Below are 15735 nucleotides of genomic sequence, written 5' to 3' on the forward strand. Positions count from 1 at the left end.
CGGACCGCTCATCCAGCGCCAAGGAACTCATGGCAATGAGCAGACGTCACCTCCTGAACCTGAGCACATAGGCGGATTAAGACCCAAGCGACTACCAACTAGACCGTTTCGGTCTAAAGTACCACTGGAGGTTTAGTTGGCTTTCTGGTGGACTGGAAAGATCGCACAGTGATAACCAAAGGAGCTGTCATAGGCCGGTCACAAGGCGACTCTAGTCTGAGCTTGCAACCTGATGAGGAGACAGGAAATGAGCTTGCAACAAGGCAATACCCAGGAAAAAGCCGCGCTGCCCCCGCAGACACCTGTCGGCGGTTCGATCATCGGCCCGGATGGTAAAGAGATCACCATCACCGAAGCGATGGTCCAGGAGGCCTGCCAAAAGCTGGAGCAAAGCCGCAAAGACCCCGCCAAGAAAGACTGAACCACCCGAATTCTTCAACCCGGCCCAAGCGCCGGGTTTTTATTGCCTGTGGTCAGACCAGCACGCCACCCAGGGCCCGGACCATCTGTGCCAGGTGTGGCGCCTCCCCGTGCAGGCGCACCGCCAGCCCTGCTATCTCGCGACGTGGCGGATAGTGCTTGCGCAAGGCATCGAAGGCAGCCTTCTGCTCAAGTGGGTCGCTGCTGAGACTGCGACGGAATTCGGCATCATCACGCCGTGGGTCGTACACAGCGCGGCACAGGGTGGCCAAGGCCCAGGCCGGATCAGATTCAGCCTGCAGACCGATCTCGGCCAGCCAGGGCTGGGGCAGCAGATCCGCCAGCTGCACCGGCGCAGGCTCGCCGCGCCAGGCACAGAAGGCCTGGTAGATCTGTGCAGTTCCGCGCTGCTTGCCGTCCAGGCTGTAGCCAGCGATGTGCGGGGTGGCCAGCACACAGAGGTCGGCCAGTTCCAGATCGACCTGCGGTTCGCCCTCCCAGACATCCAGCACCGCCAACACATCCTCGCGCTCCAGCAGCAGCTCACGCAATGCAGTGTTATCGATCACAGGTCCGCGGCTGGCGTTGATCAGCCAGGTGCCCTGGCGCAGGGCCGCCAGTTGCTCGCTACCGAGCAAGTGCCAGGTGGCTTGTTGGCCCTCACGGGTCAGAGGGGTATGCAGACTGATCACATCGCATTCAGCAAGCACCTGCTCCAGACTCACATAGTCGCCGCCCTCACGAGCCTGGCGTGGCGGATCACACACCAGCACCTGCCAACCCATCCCGCGCAGCACCTCTACCAGACGCCCGCCCACCTCACCCGCACCGACTACACCATAGGTACGGCGAGACAAGTCGGCGCCATCGAGCTCGGCCAGGGTCAGCAGGCTACCCAGCACGTAGTCGACCACCCCACGGGCATTGCAGCCCGGCGCACTGGACCACTGGATAGCGGCTTGGGCGAAGTAGTCCAGGGACAGGTGATCGGTACCGATGGTGCAGGTGCCGACGAAACGCACCTTGCTGCCCTCAAGCAGCGCCTGATCGACGCGGGTCACCGAGCGCACCAGGAGGACGTCAGCGTCCTTCACACTGGCTGCGTCAATGGCGCGCCCTGGATAGCGGCGGATTTCGCCAAAACCTGCAAAGAAGGCATCGAGCAGCGGAATATTCTCGTCGGCAACAATCAGCATGGCGCTCTCCTATCGGGGTGCGCAGTGTAGGCTTTTGCAGGGACGCTTATCCAGCCGGACACAAAAACGCCGGGCATATTTCCTGACCGATGCGTCAAAGCGTAGACTAGTCGGCTTTGCGCACCTTTTTTGTGGACACCTGCCTTGTGACACCCATGACCGCCGACACCCATTACCCTCCCCTGTCCCGCTCTGCTCGCGTGCGCACCGAACTGCGCAGCCTGTTGCTGCTGGCAACGCCGATCATCATTGCCCAACTGGCCACCACCGCCATGGGCTTCGTTGATGCGGTGATGGCCGGCCGGGTCAGCCCGCGCGACCTGGCGGCGGTGGCATTGGGCAACTCGATCTGGATTCCGGTATTCCTGCTGATGACCGGCATCCTGCTGGCCACCACCCCCAAGGTGGCCCAACGCTTCGGCGCCGGTCAACATGGCGAAATCGGTCCACTGGTACGCCAGGCCTTGTGGCTGGCAGTGGGTGTCAGTCTGATTGCCAGTGGCATGCTGATCAGCGCCGAGCCGGTGCTGCAGGTGATGAACGTCGATCCGCAACTGGTCGGGCCGAGCATGGGCTACCTGCAAGGCATTGCCTTCGGTTTTCCCGGCATCGCCCTCTACTACGTGCTGCGCTGCTACAGCGACGGCCTCGGCCGCACCCGCCCAAGCATGGTCATTGGCTGCCTGGGCTTGCTGCTGAATATCCCGCTGAACTACATACTGATCTACGGCCACTTCGGCCTGCCCGCCCTGGGCGGCGTTGGCTGCGGCTGGGCCAGCGGTATCGTCATGTGGTTCATGGCCCTGAGCATGGCCGCCTGGACCCGCTGGGCCCCGGCCTACCAGAACAGCCGGGTGTTGGTACGTTTTGAACGCCCGCAATGGCCGGTCATCAAACGCCTGATGGGCGTTGGCCTGCCAATCGGCATCGCCGTGTTCGCCGAGTCGAGCATCTTCGCGGTGATCGCCCTGCTGATCGGCAGTCTCGGCCCGACCGTGGTGGCCGGCCACCAGATCGCCCTGAACATCAGCTCGCTGCTGTTCATGATTCCGTATTCACTTGGGATGGCGGTGACAGTGCGGGTAGGCCAGGCAGTCGGTGCTGGAGAGCCGCGCCAGGCGCGCTTTGCCGCCCTGGTCGGGTTGGGCGCCGCTCTGGTGTTTGCCTGCTTCTCGGCCGGCCTGATTCTGCTGATGCGCGAGCCGATCGCCTCGATCTACACCCCGGACACGACGGTTATCCAGATTGCCGCGATGCTGATCGTGTATGCCGCGCTCTATCAGTTCTCCGACGCCATCCAGGTGATCGCGGCGGGCGCCCTGCGGGGTTACCAGGACACCCGGGTGACCATGATCCTGACCCTGTTCGCTTACTGGGGCATTGGCCTGCCGGTGGGGTATGTGCTGGGCTTGACCGACTACTTCGGCCCTGCCAGCGGCCCCAACGGTTTGTGGGAAGGCCTGATCGCCGGATTGACCTGCGCGGCCTTGATGTTGTCGATTCGCCTGGCGCGCAGCAGTGGTAAACACATTCGCCGGGCGCAACGCGCTTAGTCGAGCTTCTTGCGGATCCAGTACAGGTAGGTGCCAGCGTCTTCCTGTTGCTGGACCAGTTCGTGACCGAGGAACACGCAGAACTTGGGGATATCGCGACGGGTCGACGGATCGGTGGCGATAACCTTGAGCAGGCCACCGGCGGCCAAGTCGCGCACGTGCTGGTGCAGCATCATCACCGGCTCCGGGCAGTTGAGGCCGGTGGCGTCGAGAATGGCGTCTGGGGTGAAGTCGGTCATGTAGAACTCCGGAAACAATCAGCTATTGTCGCTCCCTCACCGTTGTGCGGGCAATAATCAACAGTTGTGGGAGCGGATTTATCCGCGAAGAACTGCATAGCAGTTTCGTCTTTGGGGCCGCGCTGTGGCCCTTCGCGGATAAATCCGCTCCCACAGGTGGTCACCGCGGTTTCAGGTCCAGGCGCCGCAGATGACAGGTCACCTCTTCCCGATCGTGATACAACTGCTTGCAACCAATCGACACCTTGACCTTGCGCGCCTTGAACCCCTCCTCAATCCGTTCCAGCAAGCGCCGCACCTCGGCATAGCGCTGCTTCATCGGTAGCTTGAGGTTGACCACCGCCTCACGGCACAGGCCCTCTCCCAACCAGGTTTCCAGCAAGGCCGCACTGCGCGCCGGCTTCTCGACGATGTCGCAGACCATCCAATCCACTGTCTGCTTGGGCTTGTAAGTAAAACCATCAGCCATCAGGTGCTGAACCAGACCGGTATCCATCAGGCTTTCGGCCATGGGCCCGTTATCGATAGCGGTCACCAGCATGCCACGCTTGACCAACTGGTAGGTCCAGCCACCCGGTGCCGCGCCCAGGTCAACGCCGGTCATGTCGTCGGATAGCCGGGCATCCCACTGGTCGCGAGGAATGAAATGATGCCAGGCCTCCTCCAGCTTGAGGGTCGAGCGGCTCGGCGCTTCACGCGGAAACTTTAGGCGTGGAATGCCCATCGGCCACATGGCCGAATTGTCCGCAGCGGCAATCCCGGCAAACACCCGCCGCCCACTGACAAAGGTCAGCAGCAGACGCGGCTTGCTCGGGTCCTCCACCAGGCGCCCAGCCTTGGTCAAGGCCTTGCGCAACGGCACCTCGAACTTGCGGCAGAATGTCGAAAGCTCCTTGCCGTCATTGGTGTCCATCACCTCCAGCCACACACTGCCACACACCGGATAATCGCCCAGGGACTCAAGCAGCACACTGATACGGTCAGTTTCCGGCAGTTCAACGAAGTTGCCACGAGCCCACTGCCGGGGAAAGATCAGTTGGGCAAAGCGCAGTTCGCGCATCAGGCGTTGAGCGCCTTCGCCATCGTTGCAGATAAATTCGGCACAGGCGCTCTGCGGCTTGGCCTTGGCATAGCCGGCGACGTCCAGCCGGGCGGCATGCTCGGCGATTTCGGCACAGACTTCGCTCTCGAAGCCGGGCCGGCAATGCATAAACAGGGTATTCATCTTCACTCCAGGACGGTTGGCGGCCAATCACCCCAACCCTGACCGGACGCAATGCACTGCGCCGGTAAATCGGCGAATGATAAAGCAAGTTCGGAACCGGCGACATGCCCCGCCGGTCCAGTACTTGGTCAGGTGTGCCAAACAGGTCTAACCTGACCGTTCAGCCAGGTCCGTGCCGTGCGGACCGTCACAGAGGCAGTGAACCGGCGACAGCAGGGAAGATCGCCGAACACCTGCGCAGAAGGAGTTGGTAATGCCCTCGCTCGATAGCCTGAAAACCCTCAAGACGCTAATGGTCGCTGACCGTCCCTATTACTACTTCAGCCTGACCGAGGCCGCCAAGCGTCTCGGCGACTTGCAGCGCTTGCCCATGTCGCTGAAGGTGCTGCTGGAAAACCTGCTGCGCTGGGAGGACGACAAGACGGTCACCCGCGCCGACCTTGGCGCATTGGCCGACTGGCTCAAGGAGCGCCGCTCCGACCGCGAGATCCAGTACCGCCCGGCACGGGTGCTGATGCAGGATTTTACCGGGGTCCCCGCGGTGGTCGACCTGGCCGCCATGCGCGCGGCCATGGCCAAGGCCGGCGGTGATCCGCAGCGGATCAATCCGCTGTCGCCAGTAGATCTGGTCATCGACCACTCGGTGATGGTCGACCGCTACGCCAGCCAAGAGGCCTTCGCGCAGAACGTCGACATTGAAATGCAGCGCAACGGCGAACGCTACGCCTTCCTGCGCTGGGGCCAGAATGCCTTCGATAACTTCAGCGTGGTACCTCCGGGCACCGGCATCTGCCACCAGGTCAACCTGGAGTACCTGGGACGCACCGTGTGGACCCGCGAAGAGGACGGTCGCACCTACGCCTTCCCCGACACCCTGGTCGGCACCGACTCGCACACCACCATGATCAACGGCCTGGGGGTGCTCGGCTGGGGGGTCGGCGGTATCGAAGCGGAAGCTGCGATGCTCGGCCAGCCGGTGTCGATGCTGATCCCCGAAGTCATTGGCTTCAAGCTGACTGGCAAGCTGCGCGAAGGCATCACCGCCACCGACCTGGTGTTGACCGTCACGCAGATGCTGCGCAAAAAAGGCGTGGTGGGCAAATTCGTCGAGTTCTACGGCGACGGCCTGGCTGACCTGCCGCTGGCCGACCGCGCCACCATCGCCAACATGGCACCGGAATATGGTGCCACCTGCGGCTTCTTCCCGGTCGACCAGGTGACCTTGGATTACCTGCGCCTGTCGGGCCGACCCGAAGACACCGTCAAGCTGGTTGAAGCCTACTGCAAGGAACAGGGGCTGTGGCGCCTGCCCGGTCAGGAGCCGGTGTTCACCGACACCCTGGCCCTGGACATGCATGAGGTGGAGGCCAGCCTGGCCGGTCCCAAGCGTCCCCAGGACCGGGTCGCCCTGTCCCAGGTCAGCCAGGCCTTTGACAGCTTCCTCAGCTTGCAGCTACGTGCCTCGAACAAGGACGTCGGCCGCCTGGAAAGTGAAGGCGGTGGCGGCGTAGCCGTGGGCAATGCCGACCAGGCCGGTGAAGTCAGCTATGAATATGAAGGCCAGACTCATCTGCTGCGCGACGGCGCCGTGGTGATCGCCGCGATTACCTCCTGCACCAACACCTCCAACCCCAGCGTGATGATGGCCGCCGGCCTGGTGGCGAAAAAAGCTGTCGAGAAAGGCCTGAAGCGCAAACCTTGGGTCAAGAGCTCACTGGCCCCCGGTTCCAAGGTGGTGACCGACTACTACAAGGCGGCTGGCCTGACGCCTTATCTGGATGAATTGGGCTTTGATTTGGTCGGCTACGGCTGCACCACGTGCATCGGTAACTCCGGGCCGCTGGACGACGCCATCGAGAAAGCCATCACCGGCGCCGACCTCACCGTCGCCTCGGTACTGTCGGGTAACCGCAACTTCGAAGGCCGGGTGCACCCGCTGGTGAAAACCAACTGGCTGGCGTCTCCACCGTTGGTGGTGGCCTATGCCCTGGCCGGAAGCTTGCGCCTGGACTTGAGCTGCGAAGCACTGGGCAGCGGCAAGGATGGCCAGCCGGTGTACCTGCGTGACATCTGGCCAAGCCAGCAGGAAATCGCCGCGGCGGTCGCCAGTGTCGATACGGCGATGTTCCACAAGGAATACGCCGAAGTCTTCGCCGGCGACGCCCAATGGCAAGCGATTGCAGTACCGCAGGCGGCCACCTATGTCTGGCAGGACGATTCCACCTATATCCAGCACCCGCCGTTCTTTGATGACATCACTGGCCCCTTGCCGGTCATCGAAGACATTCACGGCGCCCGGGTGCTGGCCCTGCTCGGCGACTCGGTGACCACCGACCACATCTCCCCTGCCGGCAACATCAAGGCCGACAGCCCGGCCGGGCGTTATCTGCGCGACAAAGGCGTGGAACCGCGCGACTTCAACTCCTACGGCTCGCGCCGGGGCAACCATGAAGTGATGATGCGCGGCACCTTCGCCAATATTCGCATCCGTAACGAGATACTCGGTGGCGAAGAAGGTGGCAACACTCTCTATGCTCCTACCGGCGAGAAGATGGCGATCTACGACGCGGCCATGCGCTACCAGGCCGACCACACGCCGCTGGTAGTGATTGCCGGCCAGGAGTACGGCACCGGCTCCAGCCGCGACTGGGCGGCCAAAGGCACCAACCTGCTGGGGATCAAGGCGGTGCTGGCGGAAAGCTTCGAGCGTATTCACCGCTCCAACCTGGTGGGCATGGGTGTGTTGCCGCTGCAGTTCATGGCCGGGCAGACCCGCAAGAGCCTGGGCCTCGATGGCAGCGAGCGCATCGATATACTCGGTTTGAGCAACGCCCGGATCCAGCCACACATGAACCTGAGCCTGAACGTCACCCGCCAGGATGGCCGTCAGGAACAGATTGAGGTGCTGTGCCGGATCGACACCCTCAATGAGGTGGAGTACTTCAAGTCGGGCGGTATCCTGCACTACGTGCTGCGGCAATTGATCGCAGCGTGAAGCACAGGCCCGTTCGAGGTGAAGGTCCGTTGCAGGCGGCAATACTGCAACTGAGCGTGTCCTGGGCAACGCCTGGGGAGTCGTAGACTTCACGTTTTCAGCGAATAATGGAATCTACATGCCTGCCTCCCAATGGATCGGACTGGCCCTGCTGGGCCTTGGTTACGTCTTCTCCCTCGTCCATGGCAACCTGGGCCTGCTTGCCCTACCCAGTCTGATTGCCCTGCTTTGCGCCGGATTGCTGGTCAACCGGCGAGCGCGCTGGCAGCAACTGTTCGGTCATGCCCTGTTCGTATTGCTGGCCCTGGCACTGGCGTTGCATTGGCTGCCGGGCTTCCAGGGTGCCAAGGTCATCGGCAAAGCGGTGTTCAGCGAAGGCGCGGTACCCTTTTCCATGTACCTGAACCTGGACAAGCCATTGATCGGCTTCTGGCTGCTACTGGCCTGTCCCTGGGTGTTGGCGATGGGCGGCAAGCGCCTCCTGCCGAGCCTGGCCTGGACGCTGCCGGCGGTGATTACCGTTTGCCTGGGCGGTGCCTGGCTGCTGGGCATGATTGCCTGGGCACCGAAATGGCCGGGGCAAGCCTGGCTCTGGGTGCTGAACAACCTGTTGCTGGTCAGCCTGACCGAAGAACTGCTATTTCGTGGTTACATCCAGGGCGGACTTCAACGCTTACTCAAGCATCAACACCTAGCCCTGCTCTTGGCCGCTGGCCTGTTCGGCCTCGCGCACCTGGGTGCTGGCTGGCAGTGGGGGCTGTTGGCCTCCCTGGCTGGCATCGGTTATGGTCTGGCCTACCGCTACGGTGGCTTGTTCGCTGCGGTACTCTGCCATTTCGGCCTGAACCTGGCTCATTTCGCCGGCTTTACCTATCCGATGCTGATACCTGGGTGAACCAGCGGTCACTCGCTGACTTTTGCAAAAATTCATTCAATAAACCCTCCACGCTGCCGATACCCCTCGAAAGCCTTGCGGATTGAACAGCTTATGCGTAATAACCAGCCGATTACCCAGCGCGAACGGACGTTTCCTGCTCAACAACGCTTGATCTCGACCACTGATACCAAGGGTGTCATCACCTATTGCAACGATGCCTTCGTCGAGATCAGTGGCTTTTCCCGCGAGGAGCTGATGCGCGCGCCGCACAACCTGGTGCGCCACCCCGACGTCCCACCTGCAGTGTTTGCGCATATGTGGAGCACGCTCAAGCAAGGTTTGCCATGGATGGGCATCGTCAAGAACCGTTGCAAGAGCGGCGACCACTACTGGGTCAACGCCTACGTCACCCCGGTGTTCGAGAACAACCAGGTGGTCGGCTTTGAGTCGGTACGGGTCAAACCCACTGCCGAACAGGTACGTCGGGCCGAGGCCCTGTACCAGCGCATCAACCAGGACCGGCCGGCGATCCCACGTCGCGACAAGTGGCTGCCCGTGGTGCAGGACTGGCTACCCTTCATTCTGGTCAGCCAGGTCGGCTTCCTGATCGGTAGCTGGCTTGGCCACTCCTGGGGCTTCGCCCTGGCGGCGGCTCTGTCGGTGCCACTCGGCCTGCTGGGCCTGACCTGGCAGCAACGCGGTCTCAAGCGCTTGCTGCGCCTGGCCGAGCAGTCCACCTCCGATCCGTTGATCGCGCAGATGTACACCGATAGCCGCGGCGTCCAGGCGCGCCTGGAAATGGCCATGCTCAGCCAGGATGCGCGGCTGAAGACCTGCCTGACCCGTCTACAGGACACTGCAGAGCACCTCAACGAGCAGGCCCGGCAGTCCGACACCCTGGCCCACAACAGCTCCTCGGGCCTGGAGCGTCAGCGGGTCGAGACCGAACAGGTCGCCGCCGCGGTCAACCAGATGGCCGCCACGACCCAGGAAGTGGCCAACCACGTGCAGCGCACCGCCGACGCCACCCAGGAAGCCAATCGCCTGACCGGTCGCGGCCGCGACATCGCTGGCGAAACCCGCGAAGCCATCCAGCGCCTCTCGGCGGCTGTCGGCGAAACCGGCTTGACCGTGACCCAACTGGCGCGCGACAGCGACGAAATCGGCGGTGTGGTCGATGTCATCAAGGGCATCGCCGATCAGACCAACCTGCTGGCGCTCAACGCTGCCATTGAAGCAGCGCGAGCTGGGGAGATGGGCCGCGGCTTTGCCGTGGTGGCCGATGAGGTTCGCCAACTGGCCCAGCGCACCAGCGAATCGACTGGCCAGATTCACAGCCTGATCGCCAAGCTGCAGCAAACCGCCAACAATGCCGTGCAGACCATGGAATCGGGTCATCGCCAGGCTGAGGAAGGCGTGGCGCGAGTACTGGAAGCGGACCAGGCCCTGGTCGGTATCAGCGAAGCGGTGGCCAACATCACCGACATGGCCACCCAGATCGCCGCGGCCACCGAAGAGCAGACGGCTGTGGCCGACGAGATCAGCCGCAACATCAGCACCATCGCCGAGCTGGCTGACCAGACGTCCGAGCAGGCCCAGCATTCGGCCTTGCTCAGCGAAGAGTTGACCCGCACCGCCACCACCCAGTACTCGCTGGTCGAGCGCTTTAACCGCTGAAAAGTCGGCGCATCCGCTTGCGGATGCGCCGACTCCGCCTTACCAGTCGAGCGTCAGCCGGCTTTCGAAAAAGCGCTCTTCACCGCTCAGCGGATCTGTGAACCGCAGGCTCTGCGCCAATAACTTCAGCGGTTTGCTGTAGTCATCCTGCTCCTGCACCACCTGCGGATAAAAGGGATCGTTGCAGATACTCGCGCCCAGCGCAGTCATGTGCACGCGTAACTGGTGCGTCTTGCCGGTGATCGGCGACAACCCGTAGCGCCATAGTTCACCGTTCTTCTCCAACACCTGGGCCAGCGTTTCGCTATTGCATGGTCCGTCGACTTCCTGCATGCGAAAGAACGGCTCGCCACTAGCCATGCGACTCTTGTGCCGCAACGGAAACTGCAACTGCGCCAATGCAGGAGCAATAGCCTGGTAGTGCTTGTCGATCTGGCGGTTGGGGAACAGCGATTGATAGGCCGATCGGCTCTGCGGGTTGGCAGAAAGCAACACCAACCCGGCGGTGTGGCGATCGATACGATGCAAAGGGACCAGGTTCGGGTTATCCAGGCGGCGAATCAGCCGACGCAACAAGGTGTGTTCAACATACTCGCCAGTAGGCGTGACGGGTAGAAAGTGCGGTTTGTCAGCCACCACCAGATGCTCGTCGACATGCAGGATCTGCTCTTCGAACGGGATAGGTTTCTCGTTGGGTACTTCACGAAAATAGTGGATGCGCAGCCCCGGTTTGTAGGCCAGCGCCACGCTGATCGGCTCACCCTGGGCATCCAGCACGCGTCCACGGGCAATCCGGTCAAGCCACTGCTCGCGTCCGACGGCCTTGAAATGCTCACTCAGACAGTCGAGCACGGTCGCCCAGTTGCCAGGAGGCAGGCAGACCGTGCTGGCTTGATGCTGGGCCGGATCGAAAGGGGCAATGGCCATGGGAACGCTCGTGACAGATAGACCGCGCATTATCCCGCAAGCCTGGCGCCTCAGCCAGTCTGGGTTGCAGCGGCCTCGGTGAACTCCTTGAGCCAGCGCAACACCTCAACCGCCTCCCAGCGACCGGGGTCGTAGAGTGCATACAACAAACCCTGATATCCAACCACATCCAGCGGACGGTGGTAGCCGGCACGCTGGAACAGTGCTTCGATCTCGGCGAAACAGGTGTTGAAATGCAGTTTGTTGAAGGGCGTCTTGCCCTCCAGTACCAGACCATCGAGGCGCAACTCGAGCACCGCCTCGCTCACCATGGCGGTGGGCATGCGATTGACGGTGTATTTCAGTTGTTCGACATTAACCATGGTTTGGATCCTCGAGGCAAACCTCACCTCAATACTGTATTTATATACAGCATATTCAGAGTTGTCGAATGCGTCAATCAAACAGCGCTCAGACCAGCCCGGAAAGGTAACCGGTACCCTTGCGGATGGTCAGCAATTGCCGTCGCTCAGGTGTTGCGGCAAGTCCCAGATGCACCCATTGGTCGTACTCCAGAATCAGCTGATCGAACATCAACGGGCTGTCCGCTACCCGCTGCGCCAACGCAAGTGGCGCCATTCCCGGTGCATTGATGTCCGCGGCCAATCCCTGGACATGAGCACTCTTAAGCGAACCACCAATGGCGCGGTTCAATTCAACGGAGCGGTAGCCGCTACTGACCAATACCGGTTTGTCGATCAACAAGCGTACTTGTTCCAGAAAAGTGCACAGGCGACGAAGATTGATGAGGGTTTCGGCGCTTGGCGTGTTGTCGATATTCAGACGCGCAGCGCTCTCCGATATCGTCATTTCGGCCAGTGTGAAATGTTCGCTCAGGTGCATGATCTGCTCCTTGGTATGAGTAAAAGCACCCAAGGATTGTCCACGCCCTCACCCTGCAGCGCACAACCGGAAATCTCTCCGCCTAAGCGGATACTTCAACGCAGAAAGGCCACCACTTGCTCGGCGTCAAACGGCCACTTCAACTCCGCGCCGCTGTCACAACGGCGCAGTACCGGAATCAGCAGACCGTAGCGCTCCAGCGTGGACTCGTCATCGGCGATATCCACCAGTTCAACCAGCAGGCCATGCTCGACGAAAGGCATCAACAGGGCTTCGGCCACTTCACACAGGTGGCAACCCAGGGTGCCGAACAATTGGCATTCAGGAAGCATTTATGGGTACCGGCAAGAGAAAGAAGGGATCATTATTCTAGGTCTGCAGTCAGGGGCCGTCGAGCGCGGAACACCAGAGCCCAAACGCTGGCGAAAGACTGACCCGGATCAGCGCAAGGCCAGCGGACATGACTCATGCTTACTGGTTTTTTGCTGCTTTCCTACATGGAGTGTTTTGTGTTTGCCAACCTATTGATCATTCTGGCCTCGTCGCTGGTCGTTATTGCCTTCTTCAGACGCCTGAAGCTGCCGCCTGTCCTGGGCTACCTGTGTGTTGGCCTGTTTGTCGGCCCCACCGCACTCAACTGGGTCAATGAAAGCGAAGAACTGCCGGACCTTGCGGAAATGGGCGTGGTGTTCCTGCTGTTCTCCCTGGGCCTGGAGTTTTCGCTGTCAAAAATGCTCGCCCTGCGCAATGTGGTGTTTGGCCTGGGCAGCCTGCAGGTGATCGGCTCGGCGACGCTGCTGGCCGGGTTGCTTGCCCTGATGGGCATGCCCGCGAACGCGGCGCTATTGCTGGGCGCAGGCCTGGCGTTGTCATCCACGGCAATCGTCAGCAAAGAACTGACCAGCCTCGGGGAGATTTTCAGCAGCCACGGGCAGAACGCCATTGGCGTGCTGCTGTTCCAGGACGTGGTAGCCGTGTTGCTGCTGACCCTGGTCCCAGTGTTTGCTGGCGAAGGTGGCCAAGCCTGGTACTGGGCCTTGCCGTTGACCCTGGGCAAAACCGTCATTCTATTTGTTGGCCTGCTGCTGGCCAGCCGCTGGTTACTCCCGCGCCTGTTCCATGAAGTGGCCAGCTCCCATTCGGCAGAGCTGTTCGTACTGCTGGCACTGGTCATCGTCTTGTTGACCGCCTGGCTGACGCACTTGCTCGGCCTGTCACCGGCGCTGGGCGCATTCCTGGCCGGTATGTTGTTGGGTGAGAGCAACTATCGCCATCAGATCGAAGCGGACATCCGCCCGTTCCGGGACATTCTCCTGGGGCTTTTTTTCGTCAGTATCGGCATGCTCATCGACCTGCAACTGTTCGCCAGCCATGGCCTGGAAATTCTCGCCTTGACCCTGGGCCTGCTGCTGGTCAAAGGTTGCGTGGTCGCAGCGCTGGTCCGGCTGCGTGGCAGCGATGCCGAAACTGCCTGGCGCAGCGGCCTGGCCTTGGCCCAGGGCGGCGAGTTCTGTTTCGCCCTGATGGCACAGATGCAGCAAACCCATCTGCTGCCAGAAGCCATTGGCAATCTGTTGCTGGCCGCCACCTTCTGCTCGATGCTGGTCACCCCTCTGCTGCTGCGTGCCGCACCCAGCATCGCCGCCCACCTGCACCGCAAGCCCAACGAGGAAATCCACCTGGAGGCAATCGAGGCGCAAAGCGCGGCAATGAACGGCCATGTACTGATCTGCGGTTATGGCCGGGTTGGACAATCGATCGGGCGTTTCCTGCGCCGTGAAAACATCCCCTTCATTGCCTTGGATGATGACCCTGTCCGGGTTCAAGAAGCCGCTGCAGGCGAAAGTTGCGTACATTACGGTGACTCACGCCGGGGCGAACTGCTCAGTGCCACCGGCCTTGAACGTGCGCGTCTGCTGGTGATTGCCGTGGACAAGACCGACATCGCCATGAGCGTGCTCAAAGCGGCTCGCGAGCGTCACGCCCAGGTGCAGATTCTGGTGCGTACCCGCGATGACAGCCAGCGTGAAGAGCTGCGCAGCGCCGGCGCAACCGCTGTTGTACCGGAGCTGCTCGAATCGAGTCTGATGCTGGCTTCCCATGCGCTGGTGATGCTTGGCCTGCCAATGGACCACGTGCAAGCGCGTATCAATGAAGTGCGCCAGACCCGCTACCGCATGCTCCAAGCGTTCTACCATGGCGCCCAGACTAGCCCTGTAGACAGCGAAGGCCTGCCCAAGGCCATGATGCATGCGGTCAACCTTGGCGCCGAGGCCTACGCTTGCGGACGCCCGCTGGCCGAACTGAGCCTGGAGCAGCTGGGTGTCGAGCTGCAGGCAGTGCAGCGCAACGGCGAAGAACTTGTCGTGACCGCCGACACCTGCCTGCATGCCGGCGACGCGGTGCTGCTCAGCGGCCCGCTATCCGCCCTTGCAGTCTGTGAAGCGCGATTGGTCGGCGGGCGCTAGTCAATCCTGGCTGGTGGCGCCGATCTTGTGGATCGACAGGTCGGCGCCGTAGTACTCCTGCTCCTGGCTCAAGCGCAGGCCGAGCAGCATTTTGATTACACCATACACAGCAAAACCGCCGAGTAGTGCCAGCAGCACCCCGGCCAGGCTGCCGATCACCTGGCTGATCAGGCTGACGCCGCCCAGACCACCCAACGCTGTCTGGCCGAAAATCCCACAGGCAATACCACCCCACACGCCGCACAAACCATGCAGTGGCCAGACACCCAGTACATCGTCGATTTTCCAGGTGTTCTGCGCCGCAATAAAGCACCAGACAAACAGGGCACCAGCAATCGCCCCAGTGGCCAGCGCCCCGACCGGGTGCATCAGATCCGAGCCCGCACACACAGCCACCAGCCCAGCCAGTGGACCGTTGTGTAGAAAGCCCGGGTCATTGCGCCCGACCAACAAGGCTGCCACCGTGCCGCCGACCATGGCCATCAACGAGTTGACTGCGACCAGGCCGCTGACGCCTTGCAGGGTCTGGGCGCTCATGACATTGAAGCCGAACCAGCCGACGATCAGAATCCACGAGCCCAGGGCCAGAAAGGGAATGTTCGAAGGGGCGAACGCCACCAGCTTGCCGTCGCGATAGCGACCATTGCGCGGCCCGAGCAGCAGAACTGCCGTCAAGGCCAGCCATCCGCCCATGGCATGCACCACCACGGAGCCGGCAAAGTCATGGAAGCTGGCGCCAAACTGCGCCTTCAACCAGGCCTGGAGGCCCAGATTGCCATTCCAGACAATACCTTCGAAGAAGGGGTAGACGAAGGCAACGATCAGTACTGTGGCACACAACTGCGGGGCGAAGCGGGCCCGCTCGGCGATACCACCAGAAATGATTGCCGGAATCGCCGCGGCAAATGTCAGCAGGAAAAAGAACTTCACCAGACTGTAACCGTGCTCACCACTGAGCACCGCCGCTGGCTGCAGGAAACTCACGCCATAGGAAATCCAGTAGCCAACGAAAAAGTACGCCAGGGTTGATACGGCAAAATCGCTAAGGATCTTGGACAGTGCATTGACCTGGTTCTTGTGCCGTACGGTACCCACTTCAAGGAAAGCAAACCCGGCGTGCATGGCCAGGACCATGACAGCGCCCAGCAGAATGAAGAGTGTGTTGGAGCCGTGAACAAGAGTGTCCACCGCACTTTGCAGATTTTCCATGGGATCGGCAGGCCTTTCGAAAAGCACCAAGACAGCGCGCAGGGACTCCTTTTTGCACCAGCCTGGA

General features: G+C 61.6%; 14 protein-coding genes. 6 read left to right on the forward strand and 8 right to left on the reverse strand.

Annotation, left to right across the window (positions count from 1 at the left end):
• The first annotated feature begins 247 nt into the window (after nt 1–247).
• On the forward strand, nt 248–421 hold the full coding sequence (locus tag ACRESH_RS14180; protein ID WP_431742590.1) for a PA1571 family protein: 174 nt from the start codon (nt 248–250) through the stop codon (nt 419–421).
• 52 nt (nt 422–473) lie between these two features.
• Here the strand turns inward: ACRESH_RS14180 and pdxB are convergent, their stop codons facing one another.
• On the reverse strand, nt 474–1616 hold the full coding sequence (pdxB, locus tag ACRESH_RS14185) for a 4-phosphoerythronate dehydrogenase PdxB (protein WP_431742591.1): 1143 nt from the start codon (nt 1614–1616) through the stop codon (nt 474–476).
• 155 nt (nt 1617–1771) lie between these two features.
• Here pdxB and ACRESH_RS14190 point away from each other — a divergent pair, with 155 nt between their 5' ends.
• Nucleotides 1772–3169 (forward strand): MATE family efflux transporter, encoded by a 1398-nt coding sequence (locus ACRESH_RS14190; protein ID WP_431742592.1) that lies wholly within the window; start codon nt 1772–1774, stop codon nt 3167–3169.
• On the opposite strand, the gene tusA is transcribed toward ACRESH_RS14190, so the two are convergent.
• Both tusA and rlmM read right to left on the reverse strand, forming a co-directional pair.
• On the reverse strand, nt 3166–3408 hold the full coding sequence (gene tusA / locus ACRESH_RS14195) for a sulfurtransferase TusA (RefSeq protein ID WP_038608848.1): 243 nt from the start codon (nt 3406–3408) through the stop codon (nt 3166–3168). The genes ACRESH_RS14190 and tusA overlap by 4 nt on opposite strands.
• 160 nt (nt 3409–3568) lie before the next feature.
• The gene (gene rlmM / locus ACRESH_RS14200; RefSeq protein WP_431742593.1) at nt 3569–4633 is read right to left on the reverse strand and encodes a 23S rRNA (cytidine(2498)-2'-O)-methyltransferase RlmM; all 1065 of its coding nucleotides are present in this window, start codon (nt 4631–4633) and stop codon (nt 3569–3571) included.
• A gap of 253 nt (nt 4634–4886) precedes the next feature.
• Here rlmM and acnA point away from each other — a divergent pair, with 253 nt between their 5' ends.
• The 3 genes from acnA to ACRESH_RS14215 all read left to right on the forward strand — a co-directional run bounded on the left by acnA (nt 4887) and on the right by ACRESH_RS14215 (nt 10182).
• Nucleotides 4887–7628 (forward strand): aconitate hydratase AcnA, encoded by a 2742-nt coding sequence (acnA, locus tag ACRESH_RS14205; RefSeq protein WP_431742594.1) that lies wholly within the window; start codon nt 4887–4889, stop codon nt 7626–7628.
• Nucleotides 7629–7746: 118 nt separating this feature from the next.
• A complete protein-coding gene (locus ACRESH_RS14210) occupies nt 7747–8523 on the forward strand; it encodes a CPBP family intramembrane glutamic endopeptidase (RefSeq protein WP_431742595.1) in 777 nt (258 codons plus the stop codon).
• Between the two features lie 93 nt (nt 8524–8616).
• Nucleotides 8617–10182: a methyl-accepting chemotaxis protein gene (locus tag ACRESH_RS14215; RefSeq protein WP_431742596.1), complete on the forward strand. Its 1566-nt coding sequence runs from the start codon at nt 8617–8619 to the stop codon at nt 10180–10182.
• A 39-nt stretch (nt 10183–10221) separates the two neighbouring features.
• Here the strand turns inward: ACRESH_RS14215 and ACRESH_RS14220 are convergent, their stop codons facing one another.
• From ACRESH_RS14220 to ACRESH_RS14235, 4 genes are all read right to left on the reverse strand, one after another.
• On the reverse strand, nt 10222–11109 hold the full coding sequence (locus ACRESH_RS14220; protein WP_431742597.1) for a pseudouridine synthase: 888 nt from the start codon (nt 11107–11109) through the stop codon (nt 10222–10224).
• Between the two features lie 50 nt (nt 11110–11159).
• Entirely contained in the window at nt 11160–11471 is a 312-nt protein-coding gene (locus ACRESH_RS14225) for a transcriptional regulator (protein WP_431742598.1), read from the reverse strand.
• Between the two features lie 88 nt (nt 11472–11559).
• The gene (locus tag ACRESH_RS14230; RefSeq protein WP_431742599.1) at nt 11560–11991 is read right to left on the reverse strand and encodes a D-Ala-D-Ala carboxypeptidase family metallohydrolase; all 432 of its coding nucleotides are present in this window, start codon (nt 11989–11991) and stop codon (nt 11560–11562) included.
• A 95-nt stretch (nt 11992–12086) separates the two neighbouring features.
• Nucleotides 12087–12323 (reverse strand): glutaredoxin family protein, encoded by a 237-nt coding sequence (locus ACRESH_RS14235; protein ID WP_431742600.1) that lies wholly within the window; start codon nt 12321–12323, stop codon nt 12087–12089.
• Nucleotides 12324–12500: 177 nt separating this feature from the next.
• On the opposite strand from ACRESH_RS14235, the gene ACRESH_RS14240 reads away from it, so the two are divergent.
• Entirely contained in the window at nt 12501–14459 is a 1959-nt protein-coding gene (locus ACRESH_RS14240; RefSeq protein WP_431742643.1) for a monovalent cation:proton antiporter-2 (CPA2) family protein, read from the forward strand.
• Here ACRESH_RS14240 and ACRESH_RS14245 read toward each other — a convergent pair whose 3' ends face one another.
• Nucleotides 14460–15668, reverse strand: a complete 1209-nt coding sequence (locus tag ACRESH_RS14245; protein ID WP_431742601.1) for an ammonium transporter — start codon at nt 15666–15668, stop codon at nt 14460–14462.
• Between the last annotated feature and the right edge of the window lie 67 nt (nt 15669–15735).

The sequence above is a fragment of the Pseudomonas sp. genome (assembly GCF_050739775.1).
Taxonomy (GTDB): Bacteria; Pseudomonadota; Gammaproteobacteria; order Pseudomonadales; family Pseudomonadaceae; genus Aquipseudomonas.